Below are 17,417 nucleotides of genomic sequence, written 5' to 3'. Positions count from 1 at the left end.
GCACCGTGAACGCGGGAATGCCGCGCGGCACCGGCACGCCGAACTGGCGCAGGATTTCCTTGCCCTGGTACTCGTGAATCTTCATAGGGAGGTCTCGCTTGATGGATGAATCAGGAAGAGGCCGCCGGCGCCGCAGGCGATCCGCGGTGCTGGCGTGGAGATGAGGTTTGCAGCGCCGGGCTCAGCCGGGCCTCCGCGACAAGGACCCCGTCGTCGCGGCCATAGGACCGCGCGTCGACGGGTCGACGACGATGCGGCGGATGGCGCTCGGGGGAGGCGATGGAAGACATAAACCGATGCAAACACGCAAAAACACGCCCGCGGACGAACGCCGGCGGGCTGATTTGCGAAGCCGAAAATGTAGCATGCTGCGTTGCATCAAGCCCTTGGCGGGGTTGAGACGCGCACCGGCGTGGGCTTGTCAGCGGGCCGCAAGGTGCTCATGGCGCACGAAGTTTCGAGCCGTTTCGTGCGCGCAGCGGCGATGTCGCCGGTTCAGGCGTCAGGATCGCGGTCCAGCCCGGCGGCGACACGCCGCACCGCCTTGCGGGCCACGTCGTGGCCGAAGCCTCGGCCCATGAGAAAGCGCAGGCACTTGGCTTCGGCGGCCGCGTCGGCTGGCGCGCCATCGCCGAACTTGCGGCGCACAAGTTCGCATGCGCGGTCCAGTTCGCCCGCAGCCAGCGTCGAGCGCTGCTCCGCATCCATGGACAGCCCGTGCTGCGCGAGCTCCTGCTCGATGCGCCGTTGTCCGAAGCGCTGAGCGCGCGCATGAATGCGGGATTCGACAAAGCGCGACTCGTCGAGGTAGCCGCTGGCCTTGAGCCAGTCCAGCACGGCGTCCACTTCTTCGTCGAAACCGCCAACGCCCTCCTCGTCCGAGGACTCATCAGTGCGCTGCGCGTCCGCCGCCGCCGCGGCGTTGGCCGCGTTAGCCGCGTTAGCCGCCTCAGCGGCTCGCCGATCTCTCGCGATGCGCTGCAGCTTGCGCCGCAGCTCCATCGCGCTGTGCTCGCGCTGCGCAAGCAGGGCCACTGCCCGAGCCTTCAAGGACAAGGGCTGAGCGCCCACGCCCTTGCTGGCGGGTCGCTTACTCGGCATCGCCGGGCGCGGCGCCCAGCAGCGGGATGCCCAGCGATTCGCGGATCTTGTTCTCGATCTCGACGGCCAGATCCGGGTTCTCGCGCAGGAACTCGCGGGCGTTGTCCTTGCCTTGCCCGATCTTCTCGCCGCTGTAGGCATACCAGGCGCCGGACTTGTCGACGATCTTGGCGGTCACGCCCATGTCGATGATCTCGCCCTCGCGGCTGATGCCTTCCCCGTAGAGGATGTCGAATTCGGCTGTCTTGAACGGAGGCGCGACCTTGTTCTTGACAACCTTGACCTTGGTCTCGGAGCCGATGACTTCCTCGCCCTTCTTGATCGAGCCGATGCGGCGGATGTCCAGGCGCACGGAGGCGTAGAACTTCAGCGCGTTGCCGCCCGTCGTCGTTTCGGGCGAGCCGAACATGACGCCGATCTTCATCCGGATCTGGTTGATGAAGATGACGGTGCAGTTGGTCTTCTTGATGGTGGCGGTCAGCTTGCGCAGCGCCTGGCTCATCAGTCGGGCTTGCAGGCCGGGCAGCGCGTCGCCCATTTCGCCCTCGAGCTCCGCCTTCGGCGTCAGCGCGGCGACCGAGTCCACGATGATCAGATCGACCGAGCCGGAGCGCACCAGCGAGTCCACGATCTCCAGCGCCTGTTCGCCGGTGTCGGGCTGGCTGATCAGCAGTTCCTGCAGGTTCACGCCCAGCTTCTGCGCGTACTGAACATCCAGCGCGTGCTCCGCGTCGATGAAGGCGCACACGCCATCGAGCTTCTGCATCTGCGCGATGACCTGCAGCGTCAGCGTCGTCTTGCCCGAGGATTCCGGGCCGTAGATCTCGATCACCCGGCCGCGCGGCAGGCCGCCGACACCGAGCGCGATGTCCAGGCCCAGCGAGCCGGTGGAGACCACCTGGATGTCCTCGATCTTCTCGCCTTCCGCCAGCCGCATGATCGAGCCCTTGCCGAACTGCTTTTCAATCTGGGCGAGGGCGGCCTGCAGGGCCTTGGCTTTTTCGGTGTTGGCGTTTTTCACGGGGGCGTCCATGCAATCTTCTCCTGTTGGCTGCGGCGGATTATGGCGCAATCTGTATATCTGTACAGTACTTTGTCGAGGCCGCCGATCCGCGATGCGGCTCGTACGTCGGTCGATGCGGCCATCTTAGGCAGCCAGTGGCTCACAGGATGAGCCAGCGCCGCCATTCCCCTCCTCTTTCCGCCTTCGGTGGGATTTCCGCCATCCAAAGCTGCCGCGGTCCCGACCCGGCGCCCCCTTCATCCATACGACGGACGCCTCGGAAACGCCTAGGGAAGCGCGAGGGAGCGCTCCCTAGAATGTCTTCATGACAAGAGGGGACGACATATGCGCATCTTGATCGCCGAGGACGACCAGGTCCTGGCCGACGGCCTGTTGCGCTCGCTGCGGGCATCCGGTTGCGCCGTCGATCAGGTGGGCAGCGGCAGCGAGGCCGACGCGGCCCTGGCCTCCCACGAGTTCGATCTGCTCATCCTCGACCTGGGCCTGCCCAAGCTGCATGGGCTCGAGGTGCTGCGCCGGTTGCGCGCGCGCGGCTCGGCCTTGCCGGTGCTGATCCTGACCGCGGCCGACAGTATCGAGGAACGCGTCAAGGGGCTGGACCTCGGCGCCGACGACTACATGGCCAAGCCGTTCTCGCTGCAGGAACTGGAGGCCCGCGTGCGGGCGCTCACGCGCCGCGGCCTGGGCACGGCGTCGAGCGTGATCCGCCACGGCCCGCTGACCTTCGACGCCACGGGCCGCGTCGCCTACATCAACGACCAGATGGTGGAACTGTCGGCCCGCGAGCTGTCGCTGCTGGAGGTGCTGCTGCAGCGCGCCGGGCGGCTGGTCAGCAAGGACCAGTTGGTGGAGCGCCTGTGCGAATGGGGCGAGGAAGTCAGCAACAACGCGATCGAGGTCTACATCCACCGCCTGCGCAAGAAGATCGAGCAGGGTCCGATCCGCATCGCGACGGTGCGCGGGCTGGGCTACTGCCTTGAGAAGATCCCCGGCTGACGGCCCGGCCACCGCGCTGGACACGAAGGCGGGAGGGCGCTTGAACGGCGGCATGCGGCATGGCGGCTGAATCGTCCGGCCATCGCTCGCTGTTCGGCGAGATCCTCGACTGGATGCTCGCCCCGCTGCTGGTCATCTGGCCGATCAGCGTCGCGCTGACCTGGCTGGTGGCGCAGGGCATCGCCAACAAGCCGTACGACCGCGAGCTCGATGAGATGGCACGCCGGCTCGGCCTGCAGGTCGTGACCGAGCCCGGCCCCAACGACACGGTGAAGAAGGGGCGTTCCCGCTACGCACTCGCGCCGGAGGCCGCGGCGCTGCTGCGCGCGGACGAGTCGGACACCGTCTATTACCAGGTGCTGGGACTGCGCGGCGAGCTGCTCAGCGGCGACGCGCAGCTGCCGGTGCCGGAGGCCGAACCGCCGATCGTGCCGTGGGAGGTCAACCGCCGCTTCGACGAGGTCAACAACGAAGCGGTCCGCGTGTCCTACCTGTGGGTGGTGCCCGAGGGAATGGCTGGCGGGGACCGGATGATGCTGGTGCAGGTCGCGGAGACGCTGGGCAAGCGCTCGCGGCTGACCAACGAGATCATCAAGGGCGTGATCCTGCCGCAGTTCGTGATCCTGCCGCTGGCCGTGCTGCTGGTCTGGCTGGCGCTGGCGCGCGGCATCGCGCCGCTCAATGACCTGCAGCGGCGCATCCGTTCGCGCGACAGCTCCGACCTGAGCCCGATCGACGAGCAACGCATCCCGGACGAAGTCGCGCCGCTGGTGCAGGCGATCAACGATCTGCTCGAGCGGCTCGATCAATCGATCCGTGCGCAGAAGCATTTCCTGGCCGATGCCGCGCATCAGCTGAAGACGCCGCTGGCGGGGCTGCGCACGCAGGCCGAGCTGGCACAGCGCGAGATCGACGAGGGCCGCAGCTCGCCGGCGGAACTGCGGCGCTCGCTGAAGCAGATCGCGGTCTCGAGTCAACGCGCGGCGCACATGGTCAATCAGTTGCTGGCGATGGCGCGGGCGGAGGATCAGGAGCATGCCGCCCGGCGCAGCGAGGTGAACCTGCCGGTACTGGCGATCGAGACCGTGCGCGACTTCGTGCCGCGGGCGATGGAGAAACGGCTGGATCTCGGCTACGAAGGGCCGGAGGCGAGCCAGGCCGGCCTGCGCATCCATGGTCATCCGCTGCTGATCCGGGAGCTGATCCGCAATCTGGTCGACAACGCGCTGCTGTACACGCCGGGCGGCGGAACGATCACGGTCCGCGTCGTCGAGGACCCGTTCGGGCAGGTCTGCGTGCTGCAGGTGGAGGACTCGGGGCCGGGGATCGCCGAGTCGGAGCGCGAGCAGGTGTTCCAGCCCTTCTACCGCGCGCTGGGCACGAACGTTGATGGCTCCGGCCTGGGGCTGGCGATCGTGCGGGAGATCGTCCAGCAGCACGACGCCGAGATCACCGTCGACGACACGCGCCCGCGCCGCCAGGCGGAGGCGGAAGGCGTGGGACCGGGCGCTCGATTCACGGTGCGCTTCACCGCGCACCCGCTGTCCAACGGCTCGCACTGAACCGCTTTCCGGGGCATCCTCCACACATCGGGACCGGCGATACGAACTGATCAACGGCCAGATCGTCGTCATGGAAAGCATCGGCCTGGCGCTTCCGGGCGCTGTCATCTTCGAGGATCTTGGTGAGGCCGCCTGATCAGCGCTGCGTGCCCCCGCGGCTCTTCGCGATCGACATCAACATCCCCAATGACAATCCCAGCGTCACCATCGCCGTCCCTCCATAGGAGATGAACGGCAGCGGCACGCCCACCACGGGCAGGATGCCTGTCACCATGCCCATGTTGACGAACACGTAGGTGAAGAAACTCAGCGTGATCGCTCCCGCAAGCAGTCTCGAGAACAAGGTTGGCGCCTCGTGCGCGATGGCCAGTCCGCGCAGGATCAGCGCGGTGAATCCCACCAGCAGCCCCAGTGCGCCGATCAGGCCGAACTCCTCCCCATAGGCGGCGAAGATGAAGTCGGTGGTCCGCTCCGGAATGAACTCCAGGTGCGTCTGCGTCCCCTTCATGAAGCCCTTGCCGGTCACGCCGCCAGAGCCGATCGCGATCTCGCCCTGGATGATGTGGAAGCCCTTGCCCAACGGATCCTTGGTCGGGTCCAGCAGCGTGCAGACGCGGTCCTTCTGGTAGTCCTTGAGGACGATCCACTTCACGTCGGGCTGGCAGATCTGGTCCTCACTCAGCACCAGCGCGGTGATGCCCGAGCCCGCGAGCACCAGCGCCGGGATGATCAGCTTCCAGGACAGGCCGGCGAAGAAGATCACGTAGAGCCCCGCGCCCAGCACCAGCAAGGAGGTCCCGAGGTCCGGCTGTTTCGCGATCAGGCCGACCGGCACCGCGAGCAGCACGAACGCGGCGACGAAGTCGGGCAGTCTCAACTGGCCCTCGCGCTTCTGGAACCACCAGGCCAGCATCAGCGGCACCGCGATCTTCAGCAGCTCCGACGGCTGGATCTGCGTGCCGACATAGAGCCAGCGCGTCGCCCCCTTCTTGGTGACGCCGAACAGCGCCACCGCCACCAGCAGCGTCACCCCCACCGTGTACAGCGGCAGCGCCAACTGCATCAGCCGCTGCGGCGGCACCTGCGCCGTCACGAACAGCACGCCCATCGCCAGCACCATGTTGCGGGCGTGGTCGACGAAGCGGGTGCCGTGGTCATAGCCGGCCGAATACATGCACATCAGGCCCAGGCCCATGAGCCAGAACATCGCCAGCAGCAGCGGGATGTCGAAGCCCTGGAACAGCGGCTTCACGCGCTGCAGCAGACTGGGCTTGTTGAAGACGGCGCTCATCGGGAAGCTCCCGGGTTGGGGGGCGGCGCGGCGGAGGCAGCCGCCTCGGGCGCGCTCGCCGGCGCGCCAGGCAAGGGCACGTCCTCGACGCGGCGCGGCGTGCCGATCGGTGCGCCCACCTGCCCCAGCCGCACCTTGGCGATGTCCTCTTCGCTCGGGTACTGGCCGGTCAGCACGTAGTCGAACACGCGGCGCGCGATCGGCGCGGCCGATTCGGACCCGAAGCCCGCGTTCTCGACGATCACCGCCAGCGCGATCGTCGGCGCCTGGTAGGGCGCGAACGAGATGTACAGCGAATGGTCGCGCTTGCGCTCGTCCGCCTTGATGCTGCTGTAGGTCTGGCCGGCGCGCAGGCCCACCGCCTGGGCCGTGCCGGTCTTGCCGGCGCTCTGGTACTGAGCGCCCGCGAACACCGCACGCGAGGTGCCTTCCAGCGTCACGTCGTGCATCGCGTTGCGGATGACGTCGACATCGGCGCGGCGCAGCGCCAGCGGCTCCAGCGCATCGCTCGCGGTGCGCCGCCGCGCGTGCTTCACGACGTCCTCGATCTCGCGCACCAGCCGCGGCCGGTAGCGCTCGCCGCCGCTGGACAGCGTCGACATCGCGGTCGCCAGCTGCAGCATGGTGAAGTTGTTGTAGCCCTGGCCGATGCCCAGCGAGATCGTCTCGCCCGCGTACCACTTCTGCTGCTCCGGCCGCTTGTAGGCGCGGCGCTTCCACTCGGTGCTGGGCAGGATGCCGGTGACCTCGCCCAGCAGGTCGATCTCGGTCTTGCGGCCGAAGCCGAAGGGTTCGAGCTGGTCGTGGATCAGGTCCACGCCCATCTCGTTGGCCAGCGAATAGAAGTAGACGTTGGACGAGGTCACGATCGCCAGCCGCATGTCCTTCGGTCCCGCGCGGTCGCCGGTCGCGCTGCCGAAGGTGCGGCCGCCGAAGCTGTAGGTCAGGTTGTCCTGGATCACGACGCTGGCGGCGCGCTTGCCGGTGTTCAGCGCGGCCATCGCCATGTAGGGCTTGAAGGTCGAGCCCGGCGGATAGGTGCCGCGCAGCGCGCGGTTCAGCAGCGGCTTGTCGATGTCCTCGTTGAGGTCCTTCCAGCTGTCGGCATCGATGCCGTCGACGAACAGGTTGGGATCGAAGGTCGGCTTGGAGACGAAGGCCAGCACCTCGCCGTTGCGCGGGTCGATCGCCACCAGCGCGCCGCGGCGCTCGCCAAAGAGCCGCTCGACCAGCGCCTGCAGCTTGATGTCGACCGACAGGTGCAGCGTGTTGCCCGGCGTCGGCGGGCGGTTGCGCAACCGGCGCACCGCGCGCCCGCCGGCGCTGATCTCCATCTCCTCGAAGCCGGTCTGCCCGTGCAGCTCGCGCTCGTAGGCCTGCTCCAGACCGAGCTTGCCGATGTACTCGGTGCCGCGATAGTTGGCGACGTCCTCTTCGGACCAATCCTCCATCGCCTTCTTCTCGGCCTGGTTGATGCGGCCGATGTAGCCAAGCAGGTGCGAGCCCACATCGCCCAGCGGATAGCTGCGGAACAGCCGCGCCTTGATGTCCACGCCCGGGAAGCGGAAGCGCTGCGCGGCGAAGCGCGCGACCTCGGTGTCGGTCAGTTTGGTGCGGATGGGGAGCGACTCGAAGTTCTTGCTCTCCTCCATCAGCCGCTTGAAGCGGCGGCGGTCGCGCGGCTGGATGTCGATGACCGCGGCGAGCCCGTCGATCGTGCGCTCCAGGTCCGGCACCTTCGACGGCGTGATCTCCAGCGTGTAGGCCGAGTAGTTGCTCGCCAGCACCACGCCGTTGCGGTCGACGATCAGGCCGCGGTTCGGGACGATGGGGACGACGGACACCCGGTTGGTCTCGGCGCGCTCCAGCAGCGTGTCGTGCTGCGTGATCTGCAGGTAGGAGAGCCGCGCGATCAGCAGGCAGAAGCAGAACAGCACGAAGGCCGCCGCCGCGACCAGCCGCAGCCGGAAACGGCTCAGCTCCGCCTGGAGGTTCTTGATGACCGTCATCGCGGGCCCGTCCTCGGCGCGCTCAGAGCGGGCGGTGCGCGTCGGGATCCGGCGCGCGGCGCTGCGGCGCCAGCAGCAGGGCGGCGGTCACGGGCCACAGCGCAGCCTGCAGCAGCGGCGCGAGCACCAGGCTCCAGCCCGGCCACATGCCTCCCACGAGCAGCCGCACGATCACGGCGATGGCCGCCGCCGCGACGAACAGCGGCAGCACATGCAAGGCCTGTGCGCCCAGCGAGAACCACAGCAGACGGCGATGCAGCGCGACGGCGCCGAACGCCAGCAGGCTGTAGGCCAGCGCGTGCTGGCCCAGCAGCGCGCCGTGATGGACGTCGATCATCAAGCCGAAGACGAAGGCCCAGCCGACGCCGACGCGGCGCGGCTGGTGCACGTTCCAGAACACCAGCACCAGCGCGAGCACGTCCGGCATCCACGGCTGGCGGCCTACCGGCACCATGTCGATCAGCAGGCCGACGACGAGGCTGAAGGCGATGAACAGGGGATTGGCGGGCAGCAGCAGCTGGCTCGCGCCGCGCGGCATGATCATCGGGTGCCTCCCTTCGGGCCGGACGCCGCGGATGCCGAGGCCGCGCGGCCGCGCGGCCGGCTCGCGGCCTCGGCGGCAGCGGCGGCCGTGGCGCTGGCCGCTTCCTGCGCGGCTTCCGTGCGGGCGGCCTCCTGGCCCTCCAGCGGCTCCAGCACCAGCACATGGCGGGCGCTGTCGGGCTGCGCCACCGGCGCCAGGCCCACGCGGGCGAAGCTGGTGTCGCCGCGGCGCTCGACCTCGGTGACCTTCGCCACCGGCAGGCCCGGCGGATACAGGCCGTCCAGTCCCGAGGTCGCGAGCGCGTCGCCGGGCTTGATGTCGGCGTTGGCGGCGATGAAGCGCAGCTCCATCACGCCGCGCTCGCCGCCATAGGCGACGCCGCGCTGCTGCGTGCGGGTGTTGAGCACGGGAATGGTGGCTTCGCGGTCGGTGAGCAACGTGACCTCGGCGGACAGCGGATAGACGCGCGTCACCTGGCCGAGCACGCCCGCGTCGTTGACCACCGGCGCGCCCAGACGCACGCCGCGGTGGCTGCCGCGGTCGATGACGATGCGGCGCGAGAACGGATCCGGGGCCTCGTAGAGCACCTCGGCGGCCAGGCCCTTCACCGGCAGCGCTTCGCGCAGGTCGAGCAGTGCCCGCAGGCGGGTGTTCTCGGCCTGCAGCTGCGCGGCGCGGCTCAGGATCACGGCCTGCGAGGCAAGTTGCTGGCGGGCCTGGTTCTCGGCCTCGGTGGCCTTCTCCATGCCGCGGGCATAGTCGCCGGCCTGCTCCCAGGCGTCGACCGGCGCGAGCAGCACGCGCTGCAGCGGATGCAGCGCGAGGGCCAGGCCCGCGCGGGCCGGCGCGGTGATCTGGAAGCGGGAGTCCGCGACCATGAGGAACACGGCCAGCGCGGCGCAGAAGGCCAGCTTCGTCAGCGCGGACGGGCCTTCACGGAACAGCGGCGGCGGATTGCGATCCAGAGTGCCCAGGGGCATGACAGGGATCTCAGACTTTCAGAAAGACCGACGACAACGCTGGTTGACAACGTATCGGCCGTAGCGAGCGGGTGTCAGGCTAGGCGGACGGAGCGGAGGAACCGGAGCGTACTTCCTGTACGCGAGGATTCCGAGCACCGCCCAACGACGCCTGGCGCCCGCGCAGTAGGCCTGCTTACTCGTTGGTGAAGATGGAGCCGAGGCGTTCCATGCGTTCGAGCGCCATGCCGCAGCCGCGCACCACGCAGGTCAGCGGGTCTTCGGCGACGAGCACCGGCAGGCCGGTTTCCTCGGCCAGCAGCCGGTCCAGGTCGCGCAGCAGCGCGCCGCCGCCGGTCAGCATCATGCCGCGCTCGGCGATGTCGGCGCCCAGCTCCGGAGGGGTCTGCTCCAGCGCGTTCTTCACGGCCGAGACGATCTGGTTCAACGGGTCGGTCAGCGCCTCCAGGATCTCGTTGCTCGAGATCGTGAAGCTGCGCGGCACGCCTTCGCTCAGGTTGCGGCCCTTGACCTCCATCTCCTTGACCTCTGAGCCAGGGAAGGCCGAGCCGATGTTCTTCTTGATGGACTCCGCCGTCGGCTCGCCGATCAGCATGCCGTAGTTGCGGCGGATGTAATTGATGATGGCCTCGTCGAACTTGTCGCCGCCGACGCGGACCGAGCCCTTGTAGACCATGCCGCCCAGCGAGATCACGCCCACTTCGGTCGTGCCGCCGCCGATGTCGATCACCATCGAGCCCGACGCCTCCGAGACCGGCAGCCCGGCACCGATCGCCGCCGCCATCGGCTCCTCGATGAGATAGACCTCCGAGGCGCCGGCGCCCAGCGCGGCGTCGCGGATCGCGCGCTTCTCGACCTGCGTGGAGCCGCAGGGGACGCAGATGATGATGCGGGGGGAGGGGCGCAGCAGCTTGGTGTCGTGCACCATCTTGATGAACTGCTTGATCATCTGCTCCGTCACCACGAAGTCGGCGATCACGCCGTCCTTCATCGGGCGGATCGCCTCGATGTTGCCGGGCACCTTGCCCAGCATGGCCTTGGCCTCGTGGCCGACGGCCTGGATCGTCTTCTTGCCGTTGGGGCCGCCCTCGTGGCGGATGGCGACGACGGAGGGTTCATCCAGCACCACGCCTTTACCGCGGACGTAGATCAGCGTGTTGGCGGTGCCCAGGTCGATGGCGAGGTCGGTGGAGAAATAGCGGCGCAGGGAGGCGAGCATGTGTATGGGCAAGCCCGGGTCAGGACGCTTCGGCACCTGGAGCCGCCGGTCAACGTCGAACTACACGCAATCGGCGGCATTCGACGGCATCAGGCGGCGTTCGTCTGCGTTCTGTCCGGGCGGCTGCGATTCGGGGCGGTTCTTGTCGGGTAACCGCGCGGACCGGCGGCGTCCGCGCGAGCGAGATTCCTTGCCATAAGCAACGAGGCTGCGTCAGCAGCCCCGGCCTATGGAGATAAGCGGGGATAATAACTGATCACCCCCTGGTTTGGCCCGTCGGCAAGCCTTCCGTCAGCGTTCGGCGTTTACGCGCCGCGCAAGGCGGCATCAGCGGCGACGGCCCCCTCAGCACATTCCCATGGCACTCACCCACGACGATGTCAGCCGGATCGCCAAACTGGCCCGGCTGGAACTTTCCGGCGACGAGCAGGCCGCCCTGCTGCCGCAGCTCAACGGCTTCTTCTCGATCGTCGAGCAGATGAGCGCGGTCGACACCAGCGGCGTCGATCCTCTCTACACGCCGCTGTCGGCGGTCCAGGAAGTGGCCCTGCGGCTACGCGAGGACCGCGTCACCGAAACCGACCAGCGCGCGCTCAACCAGCGCAGCGCTCCCGCCGTCGAGGACGGCCTGTTCCTGGTCCCGAAAGTCATCGAATGACCGCCCCCCTGCATCAACTCGGCGTCGCCGAGCTCGGCCGCGCGTTGCGCGCCAAGACGGTGTCCAGCACCGAACTGACGCAACATCTGCTTGCGCGTGTTGCCGCGGCGAAGGATCTGGGCGCCTTCCTGCATGTCGACGAGGACTACGCGCTGGCGCGCGCCAAGGACGCCGACGCCCGACTGGCCCGCAGCGAGGCCGGCGCGCTGATCGGCGTGCCGCTGGCGCACAAGGACATCTTCGTCACCCGCGACATGCCGACCACGGCCGGCTCCAGGATGCTCGAGGGCTATCTGAGCCCCTTCGACGCCACGGTCGTCGACCGGCTGAACGCCGCGGGCACCGTGTCGCTGGGCAAGCTGAACTGCGACGAGTTCGCGATGGGCTCGGCCACCGAGAACAGCGCCTACTTCAAGGCGCTGAACCCCTGGGACCGCACGCGCGTGCCGGGCGGCTCCTCGGGCGGCTCCGCGGTCGCGGTGGCCGCCGGCCTGGTGCCGGCCACGACCGGCACCGACACCGGCGGCTCGATCCGCCAGCCGGCCAGCTTCTCCGGCATCACCGGCATCAAGCCGACCTATGGCGTGTGCTCGCGCTACGGGATGATCGCCTTCGCGTCCAGCCTGGACCAGGCCGGCGTGATGGCGCGCTCCGCCGAGGACTGCGCGCTGCTGCTCTCGGCGATGAGCGGCTTCGACGAGCGCGACGCCACCAGCGTCCAGCAGCCGCCGCAGGACTTCCATGCGCGCATGCTGGCCGCCCGCGAGGGCGCGACCGCCGCGCAGCCGCTCAAGGGTCTGCGCATCGGCCTGCCCAAGGAGTTCTTCCCGGCCGCGCTGTCGCCGGACGTGAACGGCGCCGTGCGCGCCGGCCTGGCGGAGCTGGAGAAGCTGGGCGCGACGCTGGTCGACGTCTCGCTGCCGCGCACCGAGCTGGCCATCCCGGTCTACTACATCATTGCCCCGGCCGAGGCGAGCTCCAACCTCTCGCGCTTCGACGGGGTGAAGTTCGGACACCGCGCCAAGGACTACAGCAACCTGATCGACATGTACGAGAAGACCCGCGCCGAGGGCTTCGGCGCCGAGGTCAAGCGCCGGATCATGATCGGCAGCTACGTGCTCTCGCATGGCTACTACGACGCGTACTACCTGCAGGCGCAGAAGCTGCGCCGCATGATCGCGGACGACTTCCAGCAGGCCTTCCAGCAGTGCGACCTGATCGCCGGGCCGGTGGCGCCGACGGTGGCCTGGAAGCAGGGCGAGGGCGCGGACGATCCGGTCAAGGTCTATCTGGCCGACATCTTCACGCTGCCGGGGTCGCTGGCCGGCCTGCCCGGCATGAGCGTGCCGGTGGGGCTGGGCGAGGGCGGCATGCCCGTGGGCCTGCAGCTGCTGGGCAACTACTTCCAGGAAGGCACGCTGCTGCACGCCGCCCATGCGCTGCAGCAGGCCACCGACTGGCACCGCCTGACCCCGGCGGGCGTGTAAGGACAACGAGCAAGCGATGAGCAAGAACAGCCAACTGGTGCGGGGCTACGAGGTCGTCATCGGCCTGGAGAACCACGTCCAACTCTCGACCGTCTCGAAGATCTTCAGCGGTTCGTCGACCGCGTTCGGCGCGGCGCCCAACACGCAGGCCAGCGCGGTGGACCTGGCGCTGCCGGGCACGCTGCCGGTGCTGAACCGCGGCGCCGTCGAGCGCGCGATCCGCTTCGGCCTGGCGGTCGGCGCGAAGGTGGCGCCGCTGTCCATCTTCGCCCGCAAGAACTACTTCTATCCGGACCTGCCCAAGGGCTACCAGATCAGCCAGTACGAGATCCCCGTCGTGCAGGGCGGCCAGATCGAGTTCTTCGTCGGCGACGAGAAGAAGGTCGTGAAGCTGACGCGCGCCCACCTCGAGGAGGATGCCGGCAAGAGCCTGCACGAGGACTATCACGGCCAGTCGGGCATCGACCTGAACCGCGCCGGCACGCCGCTGCTGGAGATCGTCTCGGAGCCCGAGATGCGCTCCGGCGCCGAGGCCGTCGAGTACGCCAGGACGCTGCACGCGCTGGTGATGTGGCTGGGCATCTGCGACGGCAACATGCAGGAGGGCTCGTTCCGCTGCGACGTCAACGTCTCGGTGCGCAAGCCCGGCGAGCCCTTCGGCACGCGGCGCGAGATCAAGAACCTGAACAGCTTCCGCTACCTGGTCGACGCGGTGAACTACGAGGTCAACTGGCAGATCGACCAGATCGAGGACGGCCTGGAGATCCAGCAGGCGACGGTGCTCTACAACCCGGACACCGGCGAGACGCGCGCGATGCGGACCAAGGAGGATGCGGCCGATTACCGCTACTTCCCGGATCCGGACCTGCCGCCGCTGATGATCGGCGCCGACTGGGTGGAGCGCGTGCGCGGCGAGATGCCGGAGCTGCCCACCGTGATGGCGGCGCGCTTCCAGCAGGCTGACGGCCTGCCCGCGTACGACGCGACGATGATGACGCAGAGTCTGGCGATGGCCCGCTTCTACGAGGCCGCGCGCGAGGCCTGCGGCGCGCCCAAGCTGGTGGCGAACTGGCTGATGGGCGAGGTCTCGCGCCGTCTGAACACCGAAGAGCGCTCGATCGAAGACGCGCCCGTGACGCCGGCGCTGCTGGCGGCGCTGATCCAGCGCATCCAGGACGGCACGATCTCCAACAACTCGGCCAAGCAGGTGTTCGAGGCGCTGTGGACCGGCCAGGGCACCGACGTCGACGCCATCATCGAGGCCAAGGACCTGAAGCAGTCCAACGACACCGGCGAGCTCGAGCGCATCCTCGACGAGGTGCTGGCGGCCAACACCAAATCGGTCGAGGAGTTCCGCGCCGGCAAGGAGAAGGCCTTCAACGCGCTGGTCGGCCAGGCGATGAAGGCGACCAAGGGCAAGGCCAATCCGGCCGCCGTGAACGAGTTGCTGAAGAAGAAGCTCGGCGCCTGATCACGTCCTGAAAAAGACAACGCCGGTGGAGCGATCCACCGGCGTTCCTTTTTGGCGTCGCGGCTTTCTCCGCGGCTTGCTCGGCGGCCCTCAGCGGCTGCTGGCGGACGCCGCCTGCGGCGCCGGCTTCTCCAGCGAGCCCGGCGCGGCGCCGGCCCACAGCCGCTTCAGGCGCGACAGTTCCTCGTCGTAGAACTTGTTCACGCGGCCGATCTCGGCCTTCTGGTTCTCGATGGATTCGCGCTGCGCGGCCGCGGCGGCTTCATTGGCCTCGAGCTGGTGCTGCAGCTTGAACGGCACGCGCTTGCCCTTGTAGAACTCGGCCTCGTCCAGCAGCGGCTTGCGTTCAGTCGCCAGGGCCTGCAGGCGCTTCTCGGACTGCTGCATCGCTTCGCGGACATCGTCCAGCGCCGCTTCGCGCGCGCGCTGGTGCGCGGCCTGGTCGGCATAGCGCTGCAGCAGGTTGCGATCACGCCGGATCGCGTCCTGCTGCGCGGCGCGCTGCACTTCCTCGGCGCGCTTGCGTTGATCGGCGGCGGCCTGCTCCTCGGGCGACATCGCCGGCGGCACCATCTTGCGCACCGAGCCATCGGAGTTCAGCAGCCGCTGTTCGCGCGTCTGGCATTCCGGGATCGGCCGGTCGGACGTGAGCCGGCGGCCATCGGCGGTGTTGCAGGTGTAGATGCCCGTAGGCGTCTTGGCCTGCTGCGCGACGGCGGTGTCCGCCAGACCGCAGGCCAGCATCAGCAGGCCGGCCAGCGCCCAGGGCGCGGCGGGCCGTGGGCACTGCGGGCGGCGGGAGATCGAGGGACGCATCAGACTCCGTAGCGATCGCGGTAGGCATGGACCGCCGCCGCATGGGCGGACACGGCGGCGCTGCTGGTGGTCTGCAGATACTGGAGCAAGTCCGAGAGCCCCGCAATGGCGACAACCGGCAGCTTCAGCTGGTCGCGCACGTACTGTACTGCCGACCAGGGAAGGTCCTGGCCGTTCTCGGCCGCCTTCTCCTGGCGATCCAGCGCGATGGTCACGCCGCAGGGCGTGGCGCCGGCGGCCTGGATCATCGCGATGGACTCGCGCACCGAGGTGCCGGCGGAGATGACGTCGTCGATGATCAGCACGCGGCCCTGCACCTTGGCGCCGACCAGCGTGCCGCCCTCGCCATGGTCCTTGGCTTCCTTGCGGTTGTAGGCGAAGGGCTTGTTGTGGCCCAGGCGCGCCAGCTCGATCGAGACCGCCGCCGCGAGCGTGATGCCCTTGTAGGCGGGGCCGAAGATCATGTCGAACGCCAGGCCCGAGGCCAGCAGGCGCTGCGCGTAGAACTGCGCGAGCCGGCCGATCTTCAGGCCGTCATCGAACAGACCCGCGTTGAAGAAGTAGGGGCTGAGGCGGCCGGCCTTGGTCTTGAACTCGCCGAATCGCAGGACGCCGGTGTCCACGGCGAAAGCGACGAATTCCTGGGCCAGGGTGTCCTGGGGAGCGGCGGTGGTCATGGGCGGCGCGACGTGGGCACGTGACAGTGAAAGTGGGGCGGAATTGTAGGACGCGGGTTTGGCGCAGCCTTGGGGCTTCACAGCGCACGCTGTCGCTGGAATCCAGCAATGACAAGCAAAAAGAAGGCCCGCTCCGTCGCCGGAGCGGGCCTGCTTCTTGCAGGGCGCGCGGCCGAAGCCGCGGCGCCGCCCTTGCGCCGTTCAGCCGATCAGAAGATCGCCTTGAACTGCACGCCGTAGGTCCGCGGGTCGTTGATGAAGCCCGTGTTGTTGTTGAAGTCGATCGCGCCCGTGATGCGGATCTGGTTCGTGATGTTGCGGACGAAGACCGCCGCCTCGTACTTGCCGTTGTTCCAGATGTAGCCGCCGCGCAGGCCGCCTTCGGTCAGCGCCTTGCCGGTGAACTCCTTGGCCTCGTACAGGAAGAAGTTGACCTTGGAGCGGTAGGCCCAGTCGGTGTAGATGTAGAACTCGTTGCCGGCCGCGGTCGGGAACGCATAGCGCGCGGTCAGGTTGGCGACCCACTTCGGCGCATTCGGCAGCGGATTGCCGTCGATGCTGTAGTTGGTCGTCGAACCGGCCACCAGCGGATCGGTCATCGTGCAACCGCCGCCGCAAGCGGGCAGCGACAGGCTCGGGTCCTTGATCTTGGTGTTGTTCAGGCTGCCGCCGAGGGTGATCAGCAACTGGTCGACCGGCAGCAGTTCCAGATTCAGCTCGACGCCATTGCCGGTTGCCTTCTTGGCGTTCAGCAGACGGTTCGCGTTGTTCTGGCCACCGACGGCGGTCAGTTGCAGGTCCTTGACGGTGTAGGTGAAGGCACTGGCCGACAGGCGTGCGCGGCGATCCCAGAAGTCCGACTTCACGCCGACTTCATAGGAAGTGACGTTTTCCGGCGTCGCCTGCGACTGGCCGGCGAAACGTGACGCACCTTGTACCGACGAGGCGCGGAAGCCGGTCGCGACGCGCGCGTACAGGTTGGTGTCCTTGGTCACCGCATAGGTGCCGGAGACGTCCCAGTTCCACTTCTTGTCGGCGGTGTTGGCCGACACGCCGGTGCTGGTGTTCAGGTCGCTGTAGCTGCTGGTGACGTTGACGTCCTTCTTGTCATGCGTGTAGCGCAGGCCGCCACGCAGCGAGAAGTCCTGCGTCACCGCGTAGTTCACCGAGCCGAATGCCGCCCACGCGGTGTTCTTCTGATACGTGTCGACGTAGCCGGCGGCCGCGCCGGTCGAGGTCGTGTAGTCGGTGCTGCGGGCGGTATAGCGCTCGTCGAAGAAGTACAGGCCGCCCTGCCAGCGCAGCGGACCCGGCGTGGCGGATTCGACGCGGAACTCCTGCGTGATCTGGCGATGGCCGCTCATCGAGCTGGAGGACTCGGCTGGGAAACCAGCCTGGCCTTCCTGCGTGAACGGCTTGGTGCCGCCGTAGAGATAGCCGCCGTCCACGTCGCCGCGGCTGAACGGGCGCACCGACTCGTAGCCGGTGATCGAGTACAGGTTGATCTGGCCCAGGCCCCAGCGCAGGCGCGCGCTGCCGCCGGTGGCGTGCAGGGTCTGCTCGTTGACGCCGTCGGTGTAGG

15 protein-coding genes and 1 other RNA gene are annotated in these 17,417 nt (G+C 68.3%); 5 read left to right on the top strand and 11 right to left on the bottom strand.

The genetic code is table 11. The features are described from left to right. Positions 1–495 precede the first annotated feature (495 nt). Together ABDW61_RS26080 and recA are read right to left on the bottom strand one after the other, a co-directional pair. On the bottom strand, positions 496–1,101 hold the full coding sequence (locus ABDW61_RS26080; RefSeq protein WP_343642971.1) for a regulatory protein RecX: 606 nt from the start codon (positions 1,099–1,101) through the stop codon (positions 496–498). After that, on the bottom strand, positions 1,091–2,134 hold the full coding sequence (recA, locus tag ABDW61_RS26075; RefSeq protein ID WP_091730281.1) for a recombinase RecA: 1,044 nt from the start codon (positions 2,132–2,134) through the stop codon (positions 1,091–1,093). The genes ABDW61_RS26080 and recA overlap by 11 nt, the downstream gene beginning before the upstream one ends. 315 nt (positions 2,135–2,449) lie before the next feature. Between recA and ABDW61_RS26070 the strand changes: the two genes are divergently transcribed. Both ABDW61_RS26070 and ABDW61_RS26065 read left to right on the top strand, forming a co-directional pair. Next, entirely contained in the window at positions 2,450–3,121 is a 672-nt protein-coding gene (locus tag ABDW61_RS26070; protein ID WP_343642968.1) for a response regulator transcription factor, read from the top strand. Between the two features lie 59 nt (positions 3,122–3,180). Next, the gene (locus tag ABDW61_RS26065; RefSeq protein WP_343642967.1) at positions 3,181–4,683 is read left to right on the top strand and encodes a sensor histidine kinase N-terminal domain-containing protein; all 1,503 of its coding nucleotides are present in this window, start codon (positions 3,181–3,183) and stop codon (positions 4,681–4,683) included. A gap of 136 nt (positions 4,684–4,819) precedes the next feature. On the opposite strand, the gene rodA is transcribed toward ABDW61_RS26065, so the two are convergent. The 6 genes from rodA to ABDW61_RS26035 form a co-directional block, all read right to left on the bottom strand. Next, entirely contained in the window at positions 4,820–5,974 is a 1,155-nt protein-coding gene (rodA, locus tag ABDW61_RS26060) for a rod shape-determining protein RodA (protein ID WP_343642966.1), read from the bottom strand. Continuing rightward, positions 5,971–7,983: a penicillin-binding protein 2 gene (gene mrdA, locus ABDW61_RS26055; RefSeq protein ID WP_343642965.1), complete on the bottom strand. Its 2,013-nt coding sequence runs from the start codon at positions 7,981–7,983 to the stop codon at positions 5,971–5,973. Before mrdA ends, rodA begins: the two co-directional genes overlap by 4 nt. 22 nt (positions 7,984–8,005) lie before the next feature. Next, on the bottom strand, positions 8,006–8,527 hold the full coding sequence (gene mreD / locus ABDW61_RS26050; RefSeq protein WP_343642964.1) for a rod shape-determining protein MreD: 522 nt from the start codon (positions 8,525–8,527) through the stop codon (positions 8,006–8,008). Further along, entirely contained in the window at positions 8,524–9,507 is a 984-nt protein-coding gene (mreC, locus tag ABDW61_RS26045; protein WP_343642963.1) for a rod shape-determining protein MreC, read from the bottom strand. The genes mreD and mreC overlap by 4 nt, the downstream gene beginning before the upstream one ends. A gap of 41 nt (positions 9,508–9,548) precedes the next feature. Next, positions 9,549–9,630: non-coding RNA, sX9 sRNA (locus ABDW61_RS26040), on the bottom strand. 52 nt (positions 9,631–9,682) lie between these two features. Next, the gene (locus ABDW61_RS26035; RefSeq protein WP_067065883.1) at positions 9,683–10,726 is read right to left on the bottom strand and encodes a rod shape-determining protein; all 1,044 of its coding nucleotides are present in this window, start codon (positions 10,724–10,726) and stop codon (positions 9,683–9,685) included. 358 nt (positions 10,727–11,084) lie between these two features. On the opposite strand from ABDW61_RS26035, the gene gatC reads away from it, so the two are divergent. The 3 genes from gatC to gatB are packed head-to-tail and all read left to right on the top strand — an operon-like array spanning position 11,085 to position 14,342. Next, on the top strand, positions 11,085–11,384 hold the full coding sequence (gatC, locus tag ABDW61_RS26030) for an Asp-tRNA(Asn)/Glu-tRNA(Gln) amidotransferase subunit GatC (RefSeq protein WP_091730250.1): 300 nt from the start codon (positions 11,085–11,087) through the stop codon (positions 11,382–11,384). Beyond that, positions 11,381–12,871, top strand: a complete 1,491-nt coding sequence (gene gatA / locus ABDW61_RS26025) for an Asp-tRNA(Asn)/Glu-tRNA(Gln) amidotransferase subunit GatA (RefSeq protein WP_343642961.1) — start codon at positions 11,381–11,383, stop codon at positions 12,869–12,871. Before gatC ends, gatA begins: the two co-directional genes overlap by 4 nt. Positions 12,872–12,887: 16 nt before the next feature. Then, positions 12,888–14,342, top strand: coding sequence for an Asp-tRNA(Asn)/Glu-tRNA(Gln) amidotransferase subunit GatB (gatB, locus tag ABDW61_RS26020; RefSeq protein WP_343642959.1), 1,455 nt, complete (start codon positions 12,888–12,890; stop codon positions 14,340–14,342). Between the two features lie 90 nt (positions 14,343–14,432). On the opposite strand, the gene ABDW61_RS26015 is transcribed toward gatB, so the two are convergent. The 3 genes from ABDW61_RS26015 to ABDW61_RS26005 form a co-directional block, all read right to left on the bottom strand. After that, the gene (locus ABDW61_RS26015; protein ID WP_343642957.1) at positions 14,433–15,158 is read right to left on the bottom strand and encodes a hypothetical protein; all 726 of its coding nucleotides are present in this window, start codon (positions 15,156–15,158) and stop codon (positions 14,433–14,435) included. Beyond that, the gene (gene pyrE, locus ABDW61_RS26010) at positions 15,158–15,835 is read right to left on the bottom strand and encodes an orotate phosphoribosyltransferase (RefSeq protein ID WP_343642955.1); all 678 of its coding nucleotides are present in this window, start codon (positions 15,833–15,835) and stop codon (positions 15,158–15,160) included. The genes ABDW61_RS26015 and pyrE overlap by 1 nt, the downstream gene beginning before the upstream one ends. A gap of 209 nt (positions 15,836–16,044) precedes the next feature. Then, the coding region (locus ABDW61_RS26005; protein WP_343642953.1) for a TonB-dependent receptor at positions 16,045–17,417 on the bottom strand (1,373 nt) is incomplete at its 5' end.

The sequence above is a fragment of the Roseateles sp. genome (assembly GCF_039595595.1).
Classification (GTDB): Bacteria; Pseudomonadota; Gammaproteobacteria; order Burkholderiales; family Burkholderiaceae_C; genus Roseateles.
Note: the sequence above shows the minus strand (reverse complement) of the source record. Positions and strands in the feature narration are given on the sequence as shown.